Consider the following 20,118-nt stretch of genomic DNA (forward strand, 5'->3'; position numbering starts at 1 on the left):
TTGTTTTATAAATCCTCTATATTATATTCGGTATATTCCTCATATATAGTAACTAATATTAATACTTTTCATGAATATTTCATGACTATTTATTTCATCTACTAATGCATTTTGGAGTAAATGCTTAATTTCAATATCTTTAATTGGGCTGCGTTCTATTGCAGTAAATAATCTTCTTTATCAATTTTATTGCAGTCGATCACCTGATGAAGTTCATTTTTAAAGATTAAATCTAGCCATATTCTATTCGCTCTACCGTTTCCTTCTCTAAAGTGGTCGGCTATTTTCATTTCAACGTAAAGAGAGTCTGTGTTTTGGCACAAGCTCTTTTTTATTGCATTTCAAATATATTCAACAAGGTGAGTCTTTTGCAATTACAGCAATATAGAAAAAAGTCTGGTTCTGATATAAAAACTTCAAAATAAACGCAATTAATCTATAAAACTCGGACATACCAATGAAGAAGCATTCAAACGAATCCGGGCTGTTTAAATTTGATTATAAAACTATTCTTCTCTAGCAAAATAAAGCAAGGCTATGGTCGGAAAAGCGATTCCTATCCATAATGTTAGATTCCATCCTCCTAAGGCATATGCCCATCCTCCAATAAAGGATCCAACAGCACCTCCTAAAAAGAAAATAGCCATAAATAGCCCATTTAATCGACTACGAATTTCTGGACTCAACGAGAAAATTAAACGTTGGCTAAGCACAAGGTTTGCAGATACTCCCATATCCAACAGAATTGCAGCAATTACTAAAACAGCTATTCCTATGGGCGAACTACTTTGAATAATAAGTGGAAGTAATAAAGAAATAATAACAATAGTGAGAGCTATCCCAGTGGCGGGTCGTGTCCAGCCAAGATCAGCTAGACGACCACCTATTGGAGCGGCTATTGCACCTGTAATTCCGACAAGTGCATATAATGCTATGGCAGTCTGAGAAAAATGAAAAGCAGGACTAGATAATAATAATGGAACAGTGGTCCAGAATAAACTAAAAGCCCCAAATACACAAGCATGATAAATGGCGCGACGGCGTAAAATTGGAGTAGTACGTAGCAGTTGCCACATTGAATTAAGTAAGGCTATATAATTTGTTTTTGCCTTTGGTTTCCTAGTAGGGAGTACTTTCGATAATACAAACGCTAAAACAATAATTACAGTAGCAGATAAAGCAAATATTGCATTCCATCCCCACATATCGGCTACTAGACTAGATATCGGTCGCGCAAGCATAATACCTAATAACAGACCACTCATGACATTGCCAACTACGCGACCGCGTGCATTCTCCGATGAAAGATATGATACAAGAGGTACGAGTACTTGCGCTGCGACCGAACCCAGTCCAATAAAGAATGAAGCAATTAACAACAAGGTTGCGCTTTTTACAAAAACCATAGAAATGAGTGCAAATGCACTTAAAAATAACAATATAAGTATCAATTTTTTATTCTCAACAATATCCCCCAAAGGCACAAGAAATAATAAGCCAACAACATATCCAATTTGAGTTAGCGTTACAATTAATCCAGCGCTACTATTAGAAAGCTCAATTTCATTACTAATTACCCCAATTAAAGGCTGTGCATAATAAAGATTAGCCACAATAATACCACATGCAGTTGCTAAAAGAATGATTAAGCCTGATGAAATATCCTTATCAATTGCTTTATTTTTAAAATTAGACATAACTATTTCCTCCCATACTTTTATTTCAAAATTACTAAATCACCTTGGCAAGTACTACTGCGATGCCATTTTTTATTGTAATAAATTAAGTTTGAGCTACTTTCCATTCTGCTTTTAAAAGGTCCAACTTCTTCTCTTTTTTATCCCCCTTTTCTAAATGTTTTAGCAATTTAATTTGTGATTTTTGGACCCTAAATATATCCATAACATTACAAGATGTTAGTTAGTTAGTTAGTTAGTTAGTTAGTTAATTAATAAACTAAACGTTCAGTTTATTAATTAACTAAAATATATACTAAACGTTCAGTTTTGTAAATAGGCTATTTTGTTTTTTGTTCGTATTAAGTATACTAAACGTATAGTTTAGGTTTTGAAAGGAATGATTAATGTGCAAGGTAAAAGAGGTCGACCACGTAATATTGAAACCCAAAAGGCCATACTTTCTGCGTCCTATGAGTTATTATTGGAAAGTGGCTTTAAAGCAGTCACAGTCGATAAAATTGCAGACCGTGCTAAAGTCAGCAAAGCTACGATTTATAAATGGTGGCCAAATAAGGCTGCTGTGGTAATGGATGGTTTTCTTTCTGCTGCTGCTGCTAGATTGCCTGTACCTGACACAGGTTCAGCATTGAATGATATTTTAACTCACGCTACAAGTTTAGCCAGTTTTTTGATCAGTCGAGAAGGAACTATTATCAATGAGTTAGTTGGTGAAGGGCAATTTGATTCGAAACTAGCAGAGGAATATCGTGCTCGATATTTCCAACCACGTCGACTGCAAGCAAAGCAACTTCTGGAGAAGGGAATTAACAGAGGAGAATTAAAAGAAAACCTCGATGTTGAATTAAGCATCGATCTCATTTACGGGCCAATTTTTTATCGGTTGCTAGTAACCGGTGAGAAGTTGGATGATTCCTATGTACATGACTTGGTTATAAACGCATTCGAAGGGATACGTTTGAAGTAATTAACATATAAACAAAGATTTAGATTTCCACTGTTTCCTATACTGATGTAACTTGTATTAACTTAATAAATAAAGTATCTAATTTTTTAAAACTGTTGTATATGGGATCGTCCCCGTATGCATCAGTTTTAAAACAGGATTAATCAACAAGCTAATCACGCTTCCTTTTTGATTTTTTGCAGGTTGTAATGTTTATTAGTTATTCATTTTTCATTTAAAAATAGATTAAAACCACATAAGAACCCTGAATTTGTATTGTATACAGTTTACCTATTCTAATTAGTTTTCATAAAATATATTCTGTTTACACAGGAATGGATAGGTTTTAATCTCTTCTGAATCTAAGGTTTCATCAAATAAATGAATGGCTGTAATTTGTCTACAATCGTAGGTATGATAATAATATGTACCAGACTCCATACACATTGTGCTTGTATAGATGGTATTGTCTAATATCCCTTCTTCTGTGATTACTCCACCCTTAGGAACTTCGCAATTTGATAAGATATGAAAACCGGCTGATATTCCCTCTTCTTTTGAATCGTGATATATTTTAGATGTTGATATCATTGGATTTAAGCAATAATTACTTAAAAAATTAATAAATAAAAACCCTCCACAGCTGCAATTCTATCCTCATTTTTATTAACCAAATCATACTGTAAATCATTTGTGAGCACTGCATATTTCATAATAATCCTACCTCCAATTAACTAAGAATTTAATTTTTCTAAAATACAATATCCATTATCCCACCAGTAGTAAGAATATGTAAAATATTATTTTTTATCTGAATTTTCTAGATGATTTTCTGAAAATTAATACCTAATAGGACTCTATTTCCTATTAGGTATTAATTTAACGCTTTTTATTTTGAATAATCACTCATATGTAATTAAAGTTTTTCACTCTCTGTAAAAAATGATTTATGTTCTACTGGAGAAGAAAGCACTATTAAGGTTGTAGGCTTTCCATATTCTAAGCACAAATTAATATAGTCTTCGAGTGTATGTACAGATTCCGTCACTACCTTTGTTAGATAACTATACATACCGGCAATACGGTGACATTCAACCACATCCGAATGTTCCATTGCAAACTTTTTATATTTATTGCAATCCCTTGGTTCCATCAAAACAAACGCAGTAATATGTTTTTTTAATTCTTTCGGATTAACAATCGTGCGATAACTTATAATTACTTCCTGTTCTTCTAGTCTTCTAACTCGCTCTGTAACAGAAGGAGAACTCAAACCTACCAGTTTTCCTATTTCAACCATACTTAAACGTGCATTTTCCTGAAGATGAGAAAGAATCTTTAAATCTGTATCATCCATTGCTTGGCCTCCCCTTGATTAATTAAGAAAATATTTAATAATTCTTAAATTCTTTAAGAAAATTATAATTAATACATAAATTATAGCATGTTATCTTTTTTTTAAACTTTATATAATTAATATCAATTAACGAAAGAGAGGCTGAAAATCTTGACACAACAATCATTGAAACGTTCAATTACTTGGGTACAGGGGACCGCATTAACCATCGGAGCTGTGTTAGGTTGTGGAATCCTTATTTTACCTTCAATTACTGCAAATAGCGCTGGACCAGCTTCAATTTTATCTTGGGTTATCATGTCTATATTAGCTTTTCCTATTGTAGCGACTCTAGCGCGTCTTGCTAAAATAATTCCTAGTGCTGGAGGAATTACAGCTTATGTTCAGATGGCATTTAATGCAAATACAAGTGCCATCCTAGGCTGGATTATGTTAGGTTCTATTCCTATTGGAGTACCGGTTATTGCTTTAACAGGTGCCCATTATATTGGATATGCTTTTCCAATAAGCAATCTTAGTGTTATAGGAATTGCAGCATTAATTTTAATTACCTCTTTGCTCCTACATATAAAAGGGATAGAACTATCGTCAAAAGTTAGTGTGTTTGTAATTTGTATTATTTCACTTTTAATAGTTGTCGCGGTTATCGTTTCTATACCATATGTAAAATTAAGTTCTTTTACACCATTTGTACCAAACGGGTGGTCTTCCGTTGGCGCTTCTTCTGTAATTATCTTTTTCTCCTTTGTAGGGTGGGAAATGATAACCCCATTAGCTGAAGAATTTAAAAGACCCGCTAAAGATATTTCCGTTAGTTTATTTTTAGGAGCAATTTGTATCTCCATTATGTACATTGCTATATCTTTTGTAACAATAGGTACTCACTCATATGGTGATAAGAATCAGATAGCTTCCCTTAGTATTCTAATATCAAAAGGATTAGGACCAATAGGTACCTATATAACAACTATCTTAGCAATTTTCATTTCGTTTAGTGCTGTACATGCTAACATTGCAGGTTTTTCAAGGATGATTTACGCTCAAGCTAGAGAAGGACATTTCCCTTCCTTCTTTGCTAAGTTACATTCTCAATTTCAAACTCCAACTAGGGTATTACTAGTTTTAGGAGGAATTTTTAGTTGTATTTTAATTTTTTATGGTATGGCACGACCAAATTTAGAAATGCTTCTTAAAGGTCCTAGTGTAATATTTATTACCTCATATATTTTTACAATGCTAGCTGCTCTTAAATTATTAAAAGTGCGTGATATTGGTTGGTGGATGGCCTTCCTATCTCTAATTATATGTATTATTGTATACTCATTTAGTAGTTGGGCTATTTTCTATCCAGTTATCTTATCAATTATTGGTTGGATTTATATAGTTATAAATAAGAAGTATAGTACTATAACCAATCATCAAATAAATATATCAAATGAAAATTAGTTTCTACTCCTATAAACTCATACCATAAATTATATACGTTTATTAGCACTATCCAGGTTGGAATAAGTACAGTTTCAGCTGACTTATAATTAGATCAATGTAATTTAATAAAATATGAATAATTAATAGAAGTTATTTTTCATCTTTCAATTAACAACCCTTTTTTATAACGTACCTCTGCAAAGAAACGTTATAAAAAAGGGTGATTGATTATGTGCAGACCCTCTTTCCCCTTACTTCACATATACATAAGTTTCATTTGCAATTACAAAGTATGTTTTATCCTTACTGTTGTATATTTTATATTGTAGCGAACCTGCACCAAAACAGTATAAATATAGGTTCTCGTGCAGTTTTTTTCAAACTATAATAAACTCCGGAAAACCAACTAAGGAGCATAATAGATGAGATTTGTTAAAGAAAAGTAGTTTGAGAAAGATAATATGTCTGATATTCTAAAGGAACGTGGTATTTCAATTTATCCAACGACCATTATGCACTAAATTCGTGAATATGAAAATTTTATCCGTTATATTTGAAAAACAGCAAAGCAAAAATACATTTAGAAATGGATGAACTCTATATAAATGTCAACTAATCTATGTAAAAAAACGTTCACTTAATTGTGCATAAATTTACTCAACTTCGAGAGCTAAGTGGTTCTTGAGGGATGATAAGAATATCTGTAGATGCTTCAAGGTAACTACATAATGGTGCGAGTTATATACTTACAATTTCGGGTTAAACCATACACATAAAACAACTAACTCCTTTGCTCAATAATTTCTTTAGCTAGGTGTTCTAGAGCACAAGGAAATATATGTCGTTGCAATTTCCCACTTAACTTAATGTCTAGTTTAGTGTACCACCTCCAATTACTGCGTTACTTTTCGGGTTCAATTCATTATATTTTCTACTTTATCTTTATACTCAACATATTCTTTTCCCTCCATCACCGCTATCACCGCAAATTCATCATTTAAAACCATTCAACCCACATGTTTGCATTAATCACTCCACATATAGTGATATATTTTATGCTACCTAGCCTTATCTCCCCTTCATTACTTCCTCTTCAAGTTAATTTCTATATGTAAGCATAGCAATTATCTTTGTACGATTTTTTTCATCAGATTCAAATTGCTCAATTGTTACGTCATAACGAATCGTATCCCCACTAAAAACAGGACGCAAAAATTCAAAATCCATCTTACGAGCTAATACGTTATTATCACCGCCGATTTTTGTAGAAAGTGTTGAAGTTAACAGTCCTTGTACAACAAATCTCCCTTGCTCATCTGGTGTAACATGGTGCGCCCCCTCATCCCTAGAAACCTCTGTGAATAAAGCAATATCTTCTTTCGTAAAAGTTCGTTCAAAGGTGATTTTTTCGCCTACTTGCAATTTCATCCATACCCCTCCTCAAAAAAACTTGTAAAATAAGAAAAACCGAAACTAAAAATCATTTCGGTTTTTCTAACTAAAGAAGTCTATTTATTTTAAAGAATGAACAAACAACCCACTACGAAGTTTCGGTTCAAACCACGTTGATTTCGGTGGCATGACTTCTCCGGCATCTGCGATTGCTAATAAATCTTCCATAGATGTCGGATATAATGCGAATGCTGCTTTGTATTCGCCGCTGTTCACAAGGCGTTCTAGTTCTTCTAATCCGCGGATTCCTCCGACAAAATCGATACGTGAATCAGAACGCGGATCATGTATTTCAAGTACTTGGCTTAATAAATGATCTTGCAGGATAGATACATCTAAACCTCTAACAAGATCATTCGCATCAAATGTTTCTTCTTTCACAGTAAGCTTATACCACTTCTTATTTACATACATACCAAATGATTTGGGCTCATTTGGTTTATACGGAGAAACAGTTGCTTCTTCTACATAAAAGTACTGCGTAATTTGATTTAAAAACTGTTCCTCTGATAAGCCATTTAAATCTTTCACAACTCGGTTATAGTCCCAAATCGATAATTCATCATGAGGGAATAGAACCGATAAGAAGAAATTAAATTCCTCTTCTCCTGTGTAATTTGGATATTGTTCTCTTCGCATAAGTCCTACTTTTGCAGCTGATGCAGAACGGTGATGCCCATCTGCAATATAAAGATTAGGAATATCTTCAAATGCGTTTACTAAAGTCGTAATTACATCTTCATCTGCAATCTTCCACGCAACATGCTTAACACCGTCTTCTGCTGTAAATGTATAAATTGGCGCATGCTCTTCTTTACAGCTTCTAATTAAATGCTTTACTTCATCTTTTGTACGGTACGTTAAAAAGATAGGACCTGTATTGGCGTCACACACATCTACGTGGCGAATACGATCTAGCTCTTTTTCATGACGTGTTCTTTCATGTTTTTTAATTGTATCATCTTCATACTCATCAATAGATGTACAAACAACAAGACCTGACTGCGTTCTTCCTTGCATCGTCAGTTCATAAATATATAGCGCTGGCTCTTCCTCTTGTATGAACACTTCTTCTCGTATAAATTGCTTTAAATTGTCGCCCGCTTTTTCATACACGCGATCATCATACGGTGACAGTTCAGGATCTAAATCAATTTCTGCTTTATCAACATGCAAGAAAGAATATGGATTCCCTTTTACAACTTCCCTTGCCTCTTCACTATTTAATACGTCATACGGTAAAGCTGCCACTTGTGCCGCTTTTTCCTCTACTGGACGAATGGCCCGAAACGGTCGTATTTTTGCCACATTCCTCTCTCCTTTACACAATCATTCGAACGGCTACAACACCTGTAATTTTGCTTATATTTTCTACAATATTCTCTTTTATTATATCATCAATTCCGTTATCGATATCAATCATTGTGTATGCCCAAGAATGTTTACTACGATTAATCATATCGGCAATATTAATATGATGTTCCGCTAAGCATCCTGTAATTTGCCCTACCATATTCGGGACGTTTTGATGCATAATTGTAATTCGTTTCTTTCCGATATACGGCAATTCTACGTTTGGATAGTTTACTGAATTACGAATATTTCCTGTCTCTAAATATTCACGTAATTGGCGTGCTGCCATTACTGCACAATTTTCTTCTGATTCAGACGTAGATGCACCAAGATGAGGCGTTGCTGTTACATTTTTCATCTTTATTACATTTTCATTTGGGAAGTCCGTTACGTAATGTGTAATAATATCTTCTTCTAATGCTTTTTGAAGAACCTTTTCATCTACAAGTTCTCCTCTAGAGAAATTAAATAGACGCATCCCTCTTTTCATCTTCTCTATAGCGTGTTCTCCAATAATCCCCTTCGTTTGATTCGTAAGAGGAATATGCAATGTAATATAATCACACGTTGCAAAAATTTCATCAAGGCTAAATGCTCTTTGCACATGTGTAGAAAGACGCCAAGCTGTTTCAACTGAAATGTAAGGATCATATCCAACAACGTCCATCCCTAACGCTAACGCATCGTTCGCAACTAAAGCACCGATTGCGCCAAGTCCGATAACACCTAGACGTTTCCCTGCAATTTCTGATCCAACAAATTGTTTTTTTCCTGATTCAACAAGCTGTGGTACTTCTTCACCCTCTAAGTTTTTCGTCCAACTTACACCATTAATAATGTTACGTGAAGACATAATAAGACTGGCAATAATGAGTTCCTTTACAGCGTTTGCATTTGCCCCCGGCGTGTTAAATACTACAATTCCTTTTTCTGTACATCGCTCGACAGGAATATTATTTACACCAGCGCCAGCTCTTGCAATCGCCTTTAAATCTTTTGAAAACTCTTCTTGATGTAAAGAATAGCTACGAAGCAAAATTCCATCTGGATGCTTGATTCTATCTCCTACTTCATAACGTTCTTCAGTAAAAACTTGCAAACCTTTTTCTGCAATTTGATTTAACGTTTGAACACGAAACATATCCCCATCTCCCTATCTATTCTCAAGCTCAAATTCCTTCATATAATTTACTAATTGCTGTACGCCGTGTACTGGCATCGCATTGTAAATACTAGCGCGCATACCACCGACTGATCGATGCCCTTTTAACGTAACAAGGCCGCGTTCCTTCGCTTTTTGTAAAAACTCATTGTTAAGTTCTTCTGACGGTGTTGTAAACGGAATGTTCATAAGTGATCGATACGCAGGATCAACTGGTGAAGTAAACAATTTAGATTCATCTAAAAAATGATAAATAAGTGAAGATTTCATTCTATTTTGTTCTTCAATCGCAGATACTCCGCCTTGCTCTTTCAACCACTCTAGTACAAGTTTTGTTACGTAAATACTAAAGGATGGCGGTGTATTATATAAGGAGTTATTTTTACTGTAAGTTTCATAATTTAACATTGTCGGACAAGAGCGATCTGCTCTCCCGATTAAATCTCTTTTTATAATAGCAATCGTTAAGCCCGCAGGTCCTAAATTCTTTTGCGCCCCCGCATATATAAGACCAAACTTCGAAACATCATATCGCTCTGATAAAATATTTGAGGACATATCCGCAACGAGCGGCACTTTTTCTACATGTGGAATGTCCACATATTTTGTCCCCTCAATTGTATTATTCGTTGTAATATGTACATAATCTAGTTTTTCATCACTTAATAAACCGTCCAGTTTAGGAATCTTAGTAAACTTCTCTTGCTCGGAAGAAGCAATCACTTGTACTTCCCCAACTTTTTCGGCTTCTTGCAATGCCTTTTTAGACCATGAGCCAGTTAGTACGTATCCAGCTTTTTTATACGTATTCATTAAGTTCAACGGTATCATAGAGAATTGTAATGACGCACCACCTTGTAAAAATAAAACATCATACTCATCAGGGATGCTCATTAATTCACGAAGTAAGTTACCCGCTTCCTCTATAATACTTTGAAAATAAGAAGATCGATGACTCATTTCCATAATAGACATGCCTGTCCCGTTATAATTTAAAAGCTCCTTTTGCACTTTCTCCAAAACTGGCAAAGGGAGTATTGATGGTCCTGCTGAAAAATTATAGACTCTCTCCATTACCCTCATAACCTCCCTATTTCTCATCGGATTATTTTTTAAACTTTCTGAATTATAACCTAAAATATAATATGTGGTCAATTTGTTTTCTATTATTAGGGCGCAAGACGCGATGGAATCGCTTGCAAGTGCAGACTTTTTTATGGACATATAAAAAAGTGTTAAGTACATAATCGTACTTAACACTCTAATAATGAAAGAATAATAGCTAATCGTTCGTAAGGAACCGATCAAAAATTTGATAAATAGCAGAGAGACCAATGAGCCAATAAATAGTGTCCACAAGCGCCGGCATAGAACCAAACCATTTCTCAACTACATTGTAATCTAACGCTACAAATAACCAATTCAAACCGCCAAGAATCACCAAAATTACTGTAAGGTAAGACAAAAATTTCATTATGATTGCCCCCTAGGTGATAAGATGGTGAAAGGCCTTTCACTAGAAATATATGTAGTAAACTTTAAAACTTACCTATTTTATAAAATTTATTTTCTGTACCACCCGTTAATAACTGCCTCTGCTTCTTTACTATGTATTTGATACGCATGTGTACTATCATTAGAGCCAATAAACCAAATTGAAAAACCTTTAAAATATGGTTTCGGTTCTAATACATCGCGGTAAGCACGCCATCCATTTAATTGCACATCCTTCGAAAACACATTTGAAACATCTGGATTCCATGGATTTTGTAATCCAAGTTCACGTGCTGGAACGTTAAATCCACCGAAGTAAACTGGCTTTCCTGTTGCATTATGTAATTGTTCCAATTGCTGAACAACATTTTGCCCACGATTATATACTGTCGTCGCAAATAAACTTTGCTTCACTTCTTCATATGTTGGATTTCTTTTTCCTGAAACTTCAAACCAACTGTCTATGCTAACAATATCCACCTTTTTTAAATACGGGCGATTGATTTTCTCTTTAAACTTCGCTTCATAAGAAGGGTCCCAGCTTGCTGTTAACCACCAGTTCATTTGATACAAAACATTTCCTTTATACTGATTACGAACAAAATCAATTGTATCGCTCCAGTATCCTTCTGCATACTCCATATTCACGAAATTAGAAGCAATCTTTAGTCCATACACATTGTATTTACTTGTAATGGAATTAAAAATATCTTGCAGAATAACCGTCTTCCAATTCCAGAAGAAATCATTAATGTTACTTGGGTTCCATTCTGTCTCTCCAACATTCCCCTGCTGAATATACGGGAACGGTTCCACTATAACTTGAATATTACGCTTTAATAATTCTTGAATTAAAATAATAGCTTGTTGCTTTTGCGCTTGATTAATTACCATGTTAGTAGAAGTCACATTTGGGATATCTACTTGAATCGGTACATTTACTGTATTTAAATTTAAGCGCTCCACATCCGCTAATACTTTCGCTACATTTCCAACTTCCCATACTGTTACGTTTCCTGATTTGATTTTTCCAGATTGAACAGTATTTACATCTGCCTGTACATTTCCTTGAAAACAAAAAGAAAACAACATAAGAAACACTCCTAAAAAACTTATTAAACTCTTATTTTTCTTCACAACTTTCCCCCTATAATTTTTGGCTTTCTTGATTATTTTATACAACGTTTCATATATATTCCACAAAAAATCCAATAAATTTTTATTGATAAAAATGCTATTCATCCTTTATTCACATCTTACTCATACTAAGCTCCTAAAAATAGTAAGATAAATAAAAAAGGAACGGATTTCCGCTCCTTTTTTATCTTTTTACAATTATCAATCCATTTCCCTTTTAGGCTCTACCAACATAATATGGGATTCCTTTTCAGTGAAAGGTTTATGCTCAACGCCTCTCGGGACAATAAACATCTCGCCTTTAGAAATTTTCACCTGTCCATCACGAAAATCGATGAACATCTCCCCTTCAAGCACAATAAATAGCTTATCCGTATTAGGGTGCTCATGCCATATAAAATCTCCATTAGCTTTAAAAAGCTGAATTTGATCGTCATTCATTTCACCAATCACTTGTGGATACCAATAATCGTTAATTTTAGATAACTCGTCATTTAGTTTAATAGGTTGGTAATGGATAATAATCCCTCCTCACTTTCAAATTCCACTATATTACAGTAATATAAGTAAAAAAGTCGTTATTACGCTTAAAAAGAAAATGCTCCGGCCAGAACTTTTCATTCAGATAGTACAAAGGAGTGATTTCAATGAAAGTACTTTCAATCCAATGTTTCCTTTAACTCTCCATAAGTATAGAACAGTGATTTTCAAATAAGAATGGACCCCTGTTGACATTAGTATGGATTATTGATGAACTTCTCGCGATATTTAGTAGGCGAAATGCCAACTCGCTTCTTGAAAACTCTACTAAAATAAAAAGGGTCTGCGATTCCAACAGCCTGCGCAATTTGTTGTACAGGCACATCACTTGTACATAACATTTTTTGAGCCATCTTTATACGATAGTTCAATAAATATTCTGCTGCCCCCATACCTGCATGCTTTCTAAACACGTAAGAAAGACGATTTCGATTAACATTATTTTGTTCTGTAAGTGTATGAATTGTAATATCTTTATAATAGTATTTACGAACGTAACTAGATATTCGTTCGAATAAAGTATGCGACTCATAATTGCTTTCTCTATTGAAAACACTTAATAAAGCTTCATTCAACGCTTCGCGAAACAGCATTTCGGTCTGAAACATCGAAATGCCTCCACGCTGATTATATACATCCCAAAGACGCATAAGTAATTCGACAAGACGAGGAGATTGTCCTGTTAATAATTCAAAATGCTGATGAGTAAAGCCAGAGTCTTCTCGTTCTGAATTGCTTATCCGATATAAAACAAGAATATATTCCCAGTTTATTTCACCAAGCATTTTATGGGCTAATGTCATTTTTGCACCCCCATGTATAACTTTTCCTGGGGAAAGAGTATACGGCGTACCATTAAATTGAAATTGCGTCTTCCCTGTAATTGGAAATACAAATCCTGGGAAAGAATCTGTAGACTCAGCAAAAGGCACACCTGGATTTTTAGCATAACGATATACTCCTTCTACTCGGAAAGGAGTATTGGCAAGATACTCTGCTAACTCATTCACGTCTAACTTCACAATACACGCCTCATTTCAATAATAGTTTTCTTGTAATTCGCGAGATTAATTGGTGTACATTCTGGGAAACGCTAAACTAAAAATAGTACATACAACTTAACAAGATCTGGTTATTAACCTATAAATATATTGTTTTTCATTTATTGACCAAAGTATCCTCCCTATATTATTGATAATGATTTTCATTGTAGTTTGATAAAAAAACATTTGTCAAGTTGGCTGGCCTAGAAAAATGATGAAACAAGGGGGATAGAGGAACAGTTCTGTTGCAAATAATACCTAGTCTTTGTTAACTAATTCCCCTCAAAACTGGAATGATCATGTTAATAGTTGTAATGACTTTATTAGTTACAGCACTTACAGCATGTGGAAATAATCGTAATCCTGAAGAAGTTGCTACAGCGTATTTCAAAGATGGAAACAGCCTACTATCAAATTAAATGATAGTAGGCTGGCTGTTAAAATTATTTAAGAACTGGGTTATGTTCTAAATGATAAGCTTTCATTATCAAAAAGAGTATTACTAGTTCCCTCCACAAACAAAAACACCCTATCACTTCGGTTCTAAATTTAGCACCTTCCCCTCTATCCCCTCCGTATTCAATGTAGTCGTATGATACGTGCCATTTACCCAATCATCTATTTGATCATGATACCAATCGCTTCTAAAATGGCCCGACTGTCCTGGCCCTACGATATGATAACCGTTTGACATATCTTTCGTATCAATAATGAATCTCCAAGACGCCCCGTGATTTACAATGCCGTTTTCGCCGTAACTCGCTGCTTGCACGGTAACTTGGCTCCCACCAATCGGAACTGGTTTCTCACGATTAAAAGCGAGTAATGCTAACATACTCGATGATTTCGAAATGGGATGTGTAAAAGCGAGTTGATGGTAATCGCCCCACTTCCACTCTCCAATATCGGGTCCATATTCCTTCTGCAATTTCTTCATTACATTCTCGTACGATGTATGCACAACTTTTGTGAGACCTCCGTACTTCGTAAACCAAACGCTATTTTCTCCCGCTACTTCTTTTCGAATCAATTCATCAACAACTTGTGACTTCCCTTCAAATAACTCCATTACATCTTTCGGTATTTCTTTTGAAAATAACGTATTTGAAATCTCTTTCATTAACAAATGGAATATTAATGGTGCTGCTTCATCTTTACTATCGTAAAAATTCCACTTTGTTAATTGGTCTACGCCTTCTTTCTCTACCTCATTTAAAGATGCTTTATTTAACTCTTTTAAAAATATAGGAGTAAACTCTTTCCCATATAAATTCTTTTGATCCATTTGTAACTCTTCTAAATCTTTCACCGTATACTTTTCCTTCTCTTGCAAAAATTCTTGAATACGCATTTGCCTATATGGCTGCGCCCACGTATTGCTAATATGATACGGATAATCATCATCAACAATTTTATTATTCGCAGTTGAAATAAACCCTTGTTTTGGATTAATTACTTTTGGAAGTTGATCAAACGGGATATACCCTTCCCATTCATATTCATCTGTCCATCCTGGAACAGGTAAGCTACCATCACCTTTTTTACGCACTGGTATATTTCCATTCGCTTTATAAGCAATTGTGCCGTCGTTTGATGCAAACACAAAGTTCTGGGTTGGTGTATGAAAATCTTGAAGAGCGGTTTCAAACTCATTCCAGTCTTTTGCTTTGTTCATATTTAATACAGCTTTTAACTCAGCTGACGGTTCTAAAGCTGTCCACTTTAAAGAGAATACTGTTTTCGTTTTCTCCTTCCCCTTATCCGCAAACTCTGAAATTACTGGTCCATGCCTCGTAATCGTAACGTTATAAGGAATTGTCTTCCCGCCTTTTACTTTAATAGACTCGTCTACAACGGTAGCTTTCTCCCATTTATCGTTATACAGAAATTCATTTTCATTATTAGGATTTCTCTTCTCAATATATAAATCTTGCACATCAGGCCCTGTATTCGTAACACCCCACGCTATTTTGTCATTGTGTCCTAATATAACACCTGGTACTCCAGCGAAAATAACGCCACTCACATTTAAACCTTTCATTTCAAGTCTCGTTTGATACCAAATAGAAGGCGTCGCAAGAGATAAATGAGGATCATCTGCTAAAATTGGCTTACCTGACGCACTCTTCTCACCGCTCACAACCCAGTTATTACTACCGTTAAACTCCGGCGGAATTATCGTTTTTGAAAAACTTTGTGCTACGTCCACATTTGTATTTTTCAGTTCAGCTAGCAATCTAGGAGCATCTTTCGGATATGCAGGAAATAGCTCATTCGCTTGCTCTTTCGGAAGATTTTTCAGCGCCCAATATCGAAATGCCTGTCCGTGCCAATGTCCTCCTAAGTCAAACGCCATATACTTCCCAATCGTTAAAGTATCAACAATTGACCACTCAGCAGGTTCATAACCTAATATAGTAAACTCAACTGGTAATTTCTTTTCCTTTTTCGCCTCACGTATAAAAGCGTTCACCCCATCAGCAAATGACTGCAGGGCATCTTTCGCTTCTCCATTATATTGACTAACTGAAGCTTCGGCCGCTCGCCGTAAACCGAGTGTTCGAAACAATTTATCTCGGTCAACAGCTGCTTCCCCAACAACTTCACTTAACATACCAGACGCTTGTCTTCTACTTAAATCCATTTGAAACAACCGATCTTGCGCTTGTACATATCCTTGTGAAAAATATAAATCATGTGCATTTTCCGATTTAATATGCGGGACACCTTTACTATCCCGCTTCACCGTAACAGCGTGTTGTAAATCATCTAGCTTTATCGTTCCATCTATCTTTGGCATAGATTTCAGCGTATATATGTTCAAAAAAATCGCAGCGGAAATAACTAACAAAAGAACGATACTACTAGCCCAAATAAAAATTCTTTTTCCCCTTTTTCGTTTCTTCTTTATAACGACTTCCATATAACCACCCCTTTCTCACACTATTCGCTTCTTTTTGAGAAAGAACCTTTTAAAGACATTGAAAAACCCCCTTCATTTTCCTACCAATGAAGGGGGTTTTTCTTATCGTTCGCTACGCCAACTTTCATTATGCCCAAGATTTGAATCTGTCGCTACTTGGACATTATATAACATTTCACTAAAGAAGCGTTTATCTACTTCTTTTGGTACAATGCGTCTTTCATCATCAATCTCATCGTATTCATATGAACCACGCTTCACTGTACCTGCTTTATAAAATTGAATGTCAAATACACATACATCTTCTTCATCTTCATAACCAATCGGAGCTCCGCTAAATGACAATTGCACGCCTAATCCGGTACGAGTATCTTCTTTGTAAAATGTATAATATACACCGCCATCTTGAACAGACCCACGGATCCATCCAAGCTTCGTCATCTTACCGAATAACGAACGACCATTTAGTAAAATACCGCCAAATCTCTCAATAGCACTCTCATCATTCTTTTCTACTACAAACACTGGACGCTCAATTTGTAGGAACGGCTGAACAATTCCCGCACTTTCTAATTGCTCTTTCCATAATTCCTTCTCCGCCCCAGACAATTCTAACGGATGAACGAAACCAATAACAGTGCCAGATGAAAGTTCATAACTCTTCCCGTCAATTGTACAGAACACGCCACCTTCTGCATAACGGAATGCCTTCAGCAACTTCCCTTCCTTATACTCACCCCAAATGAGTGAAATAGAAAATTGCTTCATAATTGGATTATCCATAAATACAGATTTCCATGCATTATGTGACCAATAACGCTTTAACGAAAGTGCCGCTTCTAATCGTTGTTTTTGCATTGAAAGAGTAGTTCGGAGTTCCTTCTTTAAAGAGGCTAATTCTTTTTTAGCCTCTTCAGCCTTTTCTACATCATCTTTTGCATTCGGCTTTGGAAGTGACTTCATACATTTTCCTTCTTCTGTCTCTAATTCAATTTTTGACTCTGTAGTTAAAATGGCAGTAAAACTTCGATTCCCGAAATCAATTATCTTTTCACCCTGTATAGTAAAGCCGAGGTCAGGCACCAATTGATCTTCCAGCTCTTCCTCTGTTATACCACGTGTTTTCGCAGCAAGACTTAGCGCTTCTTTTGCTGCATTACGTACTTGCTTATGTTTATATTTAAATGCTATTGCATGAATAGACATAAGTGCAAGCTTAGATGAAGACAAACCTAAAGCACGAACGGCATCCGCTGCTATCTTTCCTCTCATTTGAAGCACCCATTCATCAATTTGCTTTATAAGTATGTCGACCATTTTGTCGTCACTATACATTCCGTATAACGAAAGAATTCCACGCTTCTTCACATCTGCGTCTTGAGAAATCCATATTTGATATATTGTTTGCACACATTCTTTTAAGTCCTCTTCATTTAAAGCTCTACCAATTACTTCTGCCGTTTCTTTCTTCTCAATAACAGCATCTGAAATATACTGTTGTAAATAGGCTAACGGAATTGCAGCATCAGCAATTTCATCAGAGTCACGTAAACGGATTTGTGGCTCATCCCCAATCAATTGCAGAAGTGAATTTCTTGTTTGTTCAGTTAAAATACGTGCACATAGTTCTTCTATTTTTTCTTCCTCCGTTTGGAATAAAAATGAGAATTTTCCTGCGAAAGATTCATTTTTACTTTCTTGCAAAGCTTCCTGTACAAGTTTCGTATATTTTTCAAGCTTATACTCTATTAGTATTTTCATCACATTTTCACGAACAATCTTCTTTTTATTATGAAGTTCAACTGCTACATCTGCTGCAGCTTCCACATCTTTTGAAAGCAGTTTAACTACAGACTCACGCATTTTTTTAGATGAATCTCCTAAGCTTTTAATTAAAATTGGACGCATTTTAATCATGTTATCCTTTGCTAACTCTTCTAAAATATATGCTTTGGCCACAGCAGAATACTCATCAAATCTTTCAATGATGTACGCTTGTTCTTTTACAATTACACAAACAAGCGCTTCCTTCGCCTTATTTCTCTCTTCACTGTAGCATGCAGCTTCTTCAACTGCATAAGCCATAAGCTTTTCCTTACTTAACCCATACGAAAGCAGATCTTCTAATACTTGTTTCGGTTCTACTCCTCTGACAGAACATTCGTAAAGAAGTTCGTATAAATTAACACTATCATCATCTCCAAACTGTAGTGTAAGTACAGCTTCCCTCTTCGCTACATCATCTATATCCCAAAGAAGCGCAACCTCTAACACCGGCATAACCCAATACATACTCCTATATTTCGGATTTTTAAGTATTTGCTTCATATCCTCAAGTGACAATTTCCCTTGTAAATAATCACGATATGTATCCCGCACTGTAGACAATTTTATTTGCAAAGCAGCAACAAAAAATTCTTCTCGCATTTTCCCTATATTTAGCTCACATCCTTTTTCAGCTAACGTTCGTGCGATGATGAGATAATTCATTTTACTTACATATTGCAAAGTATGTTGAATACATTCAGGATCTTCCTCCAACATAAAGCATAGCAATTCATATTCATACGTCTTACAAAAATCCTCACTGTTCAAATCATGTTGCCTTAGACGATGCGCAAAAAATCTTTCCTTAGAAATCCAAAACTGTGTACAAAAACTTTGAATTTCTTCATATGTTTCTCTATTTACACTACCAGTTTTTTTGTAGTTTTGAGACTGACCGAGAGTGTGACACATATAACGTGTTGCATAGTTTATAAAACCCCAAACATTTTTCTTCGCCAATATTTCAATATATCGCCTCGCAACATCCGAATATTTATGAACACAAAATAATAGCCGCCAAATATGTTCCGGTAAATTCCCACCTATAAATACTTCACTATCATCTTCACCTTTTAAATACCGTTTAACTGCTTCAACCTTTTCCTTTTCCCCTAGCAGTTTCAATATAAATTCTGTATGTTCTTCTAACCTTTCATTCAATAAAGAACTATATGTACGAAACTTTTCATAATCTACATCAAACATTATGAGAAGTAATGTTAATTGTTGCTTAGTTGGTAAAGTATGTAATTGTCCCTCTATATAGTTCGGACTCTCTTTTGTTAACTCTCTAAGAAAAACATCTGCTTCATTTACATAACTTGAAATACTGGATAAATATTTACATGCGATTGCTACAAGTTTGTCCAAAGGAAGTGCACTTTTTTCTAAATAAATCTTCATTTTAGAAAAACTGACATGCGCAAAACGGACTACAAGAACATTTAATAATTGCTCCTCGAGTATATGGTAAAATAATCGAAAAAAATCCGGATCTTGTTTATGCACTTTCCTAAAATCGTTTATAAATCTCTCCGCAAAATCACTTCTTTTTTGATCACGAATTGTCGTTAGTTGAATATTTTTTAAAATCTCTTCTTCTTTTGTCTGTAAATATCGTTGTGATAATTGTTTCTGTTCTTCTGTCATATTAATATATTGAAACAACTCAGATGTACTAGTAGTCAAACTTTGTACCCCCCGCATCTTTTTATCTATTATAAAAATACCCTTATTTAATGGTAGTATAGCATAAAAC

14 protein-coding genes and 3 pseudogenes are annotated in these 20,118 nt (G+C 35.0%); 2 read left to right on the forward strand and 15 right to left on the reverse strand.

Translation table 11 applies throughout. The features are described from left to right. Nucleotides 1-5 precede the first annotated feature (5 nt). Together ACTFO4_RS13515 and ACTFO4_RS13520 are read right to left on the reverse strand one after the other, a co-directional pair. Nucleotides 6-299 (reverse strand): annotated as a pseudogene (locus ACTFO4_RS13515) (protein adenylyltransferase Fic); the annotation flags it as partial. Nucleotides 300-506: 207 nt separating this feature from the next. Next, complete coding sequence (locus ACTFO4_RS13520; RefSeq protein ID WP_440014327.1) at nt 507-1,697, reverse strand: MFS transporter; 1,191 nt, start codon at nt 1,695-1,697, stop codon at nt 507-509. A gap of 388 nt (nt 1,698-2,085) precedes the next feature. Between ACTFO4_RS13520 and ACTFO4_RS13525 the strand changes: the two genes are divergently transcribed. Continuing rightward, nucleotides 2,086-2,664, forward strand: a complete 579-nt coding sequence (locus ACTFO4_RS13525) for a TetR/AcrR family transcriptional regulator (protein WP_001161705.1) — start codon at nt 2,086-2,088, stop codon at nt 2,662-2,664. 279 nt (nt 2,665-2,943) lie between these two features. On the opposite strand, the pseudogene ACTFO4_RS13530 reads toward ACTFO4_RS13525, so the two are convergent. From ACTFO4_RS13530 to ACTFO4_RS13540, 3 genes and pseudogenes are all read right to left on the reverse strand, one after another. Next, a pseudogene (locus ACTFO4_RS13530) lies at nt 2,944-3,207 on the reverse strand (linear amide C-N hydrolase); the annotation flags it as partial. Nucleotides 3,208-3,272: 65 nt separating this feature from the next. Next, a pseudogene (locus ACTFO4_RS13535) lies at nt 3,273-3,356 on the reverse strand (cysteine hydrolase); the annotation flags it as partial. Between the two features lie 203 nt (nt 3,357-3,559). Beyond that, nucleotides 3,560-4,000 carry an Lrp/AsnC family transcriptional regulator gene (locus tag ACTFO4_RS13540; RefSeq protein ID WP_000342842.1) on the reverse strand — a complete coding sequence of 147 codons (441 nt, stop codon included), beginning with the start codon at nt 3,998-4,000 and terminating at the stop codon, nt 3,560-3,562. A 150-nt stretch (nt 4,001-4,150) separates the two neighbouring features. Between ACTFO4_RS13540 and ACTFO4_RS13545 the strand changes: the two genes are divergently transcribed. After that, on the forward strand, nt 4,151-5,446 hold the full coding sequence (locus tag ACTFO4_RS13545) for an APC family permease (protein WP_440014328.1): 1,296 nt from the start codon (nt 4,151-4,153) through the stop codon (nt 5,444-5,446). Nucleotides 5,447-6,526: 1,080 nt separating this feature from the next. Here ACTFO4_RS13545 and ACTFO4_RS13550 read toward each other — a convergent pair. The 10 genes from ACTFO4_RS13550 to ACTFO4_RS13595 all read right to left on the reverse strand — a co-directional run bounded on the left by ACTFO4_RS13550 (nt 6,527) and on the right by ACTFO4_RS13595 (nt 20,048). Continuing rightward, complete coding sequence (locus ACTFO4_RS13550) at nt 6,527-6,856, reverse strand: enoyl-CoA hydratase (protein ID WP_440014329.1); 330 nt, start codon at nt 6,854-6,856, stop codon at nt 6,527-6,529. 84 nt (nt 6,857-6,940) lie between these two features. Continuing rightward, a complete protein-coding gene (locus tag ACTFO4_RS13555; protein ID WP_440014331.1) occupies nt 6,941-8,188 on the reverse strand; it encodes a DUF1015 domain-containing protein in 1,248 nt (415 codons plus the stop codon). Nucleotides 8,189-8,201: 13 nt separating this feature from the next. Continuing rightward, complete coding sequence (locus ACTFO4_RS13560) at nt 8,202-9,374, reverse strand: 3-phosphoglycerate dehydrogenase family protein (protein ID WP_063536865.1); 1,173 nt, start codon at nt 9,372-9,374, stop codon at nt 8,202-8,204. 12 nt (nt 9,375-9,386) lie between these two features. Beyond that, entirely contained in the window at nt 9,387-10,469 is a 1,083-nt protein-coding gene (gene serC / locus ACTFO4_RS13565) for a 3-phosphoserine/phosphohydroxythreonine transaminase (protein WP_440014333.1), read from the reverse strand. Nucleotides 10,470-10,677: 208 nt separating this feature from the next. Further along, nucleotides 10,678-10,869 carry a DUF378 domain-containing protein gene (locus tag ACTFO4_RS13570; protein ID WP_440014334.1) on the reverse strand — a complete coding sequence of 64 codons (192 nt, stop codon included), beginning with the start codon at nt 10,867-10,869 and terminating at the stop codon, nt 10,678-10,680. An 89-nt stretch (nt 10,870-10,958) separates the two neighbouring features. Continuing rightward, complete coding sequence (locus ACTFO4_RS13575; RefSeq protein ID WP_000739788.1) at nt 10,959-12,026, reverse strand: glycoside hydrolase family 113; 1,068 nt, start codon at nt 12,024-12,026, stop codon at nt 10,959-10,961. Nucleotides 12,027-12,227: 201 nt separating this feature from the next. Continuing rightward, nucleotides 12,228-12,467: a cupin domain-containing protein gene (locus tag ACTFO4_RS13580; RefSeq protein WP_000997182.1), complete on the reverse strand. Its 240-nt coding sequence runs from the start codon at nt 12,465-12,467 to the stop codon at nt 12,228-12,230. A 293-nt stretch (nt 12,468-12,760) separates the two neighbouring features. Continuing rightward, nucleotides 12,761-13,588, reverse strand: coding sequence for a helix-turn-helix transcriptional regulator (locus tag ACTFO4_RS13585; RefSeq protein ID WP_000762815.1), 828 nt, complete (start codon nt 13,586-13,588; stop codon nt 12,761-12,763). 553 nt (nt 13,589-14,141) lie between these two features. Further along, entirely contained in the window at nt 14,142-16,532 is a 2,391-nt protein-coding gene (locus ACTFO4_RS13590; RefSeq protein ID WP_440014337.1) for a penicillin acylase family protein, read from the reverse strand. Between the two features lie 102 nt (nt 16,533-16,634). Further along, a complete protein-coding gene (locus ACTFO4_RS13595) occupies nt 16,635-20,048 on the reverse strand; it encodes a DUF4132 domain-containing protein (protein ID WP_440014339.1) in 3,414 nt (1,137 codons plus the stop codon). Nucleotides 20,049-20,118: the final 70 nt, after the last annotated feature.

It is taken from the genome of Bacillus cereus group sp. MYBKT14-1 (assembly GCF_051915185.1).
GTDB classification, from domain to species: Bacteria; Bacillota; Bacilli; order Bacillales; family Bacillaceae_G; genus Bacillus_A; species Bacillus_A cereus.

Bases quoted from the DNA above. Each gene is read 5' to 3' on its own strand.
- ACTFO4_RS13520 (WP_440014327.1), bottom strand. From the start codon at position 1,697: ATGTCTAATTTTAAAAATAAAGCAATTGATAAGGATATTTCATCAGGC.
- ACTFO4_RS13540 (WP_000342842.1), bottom strand. From the start codon at position 4,000: ATGGATGATACAGATTTAAAGATTCTTTCTCATCTTCAGGAAAATGCA.
- ACTFO4_RS13550 (WP_440014329.1), bottom strand. From the start codon at position 6,856: ATGAAATTGCAAGTAGGCGAAAAAATCACCTTTGAACGAACTTTTACG.
- ACTFO4_RS13560 (WP_063536865.1), bottom strand. From the start codon at position 9,374: ATGTTTCGTGTTCAAACGTTAAATCAAATTGCAGAAAAAGGTTTGCAA.
- serC (WP_440014333.1), bottom strand. From the start codon at position 10,469: ATGGAGAGAGTCTATAATTTTTCAGCAGGACCATCAATACTCCCTTTG.
- ACTFO4_RS13570 (WP_440014334.1), bottom strand. From the start codon at position 10,869: ATGAAATTTTTGTCTTACCTTACAGTAATTTTGGTGATTCTTGGCGGT.
- ACTFO4_RS13580 (WP_000997182.1), bottom strand. From the start codon at position 12,467: ATGAATGACGATCAAATTCAGCTTTTTAAAGCTAATGGAGATTTTATA.
- ACTFO4_RS13590 (WP_440014337.1), bottom strand. From the start codon at position 16,532: ATGGAAGTCGTTATAAAGAAGAAACGAAAAAGGGGAAAAAGAATTTTT.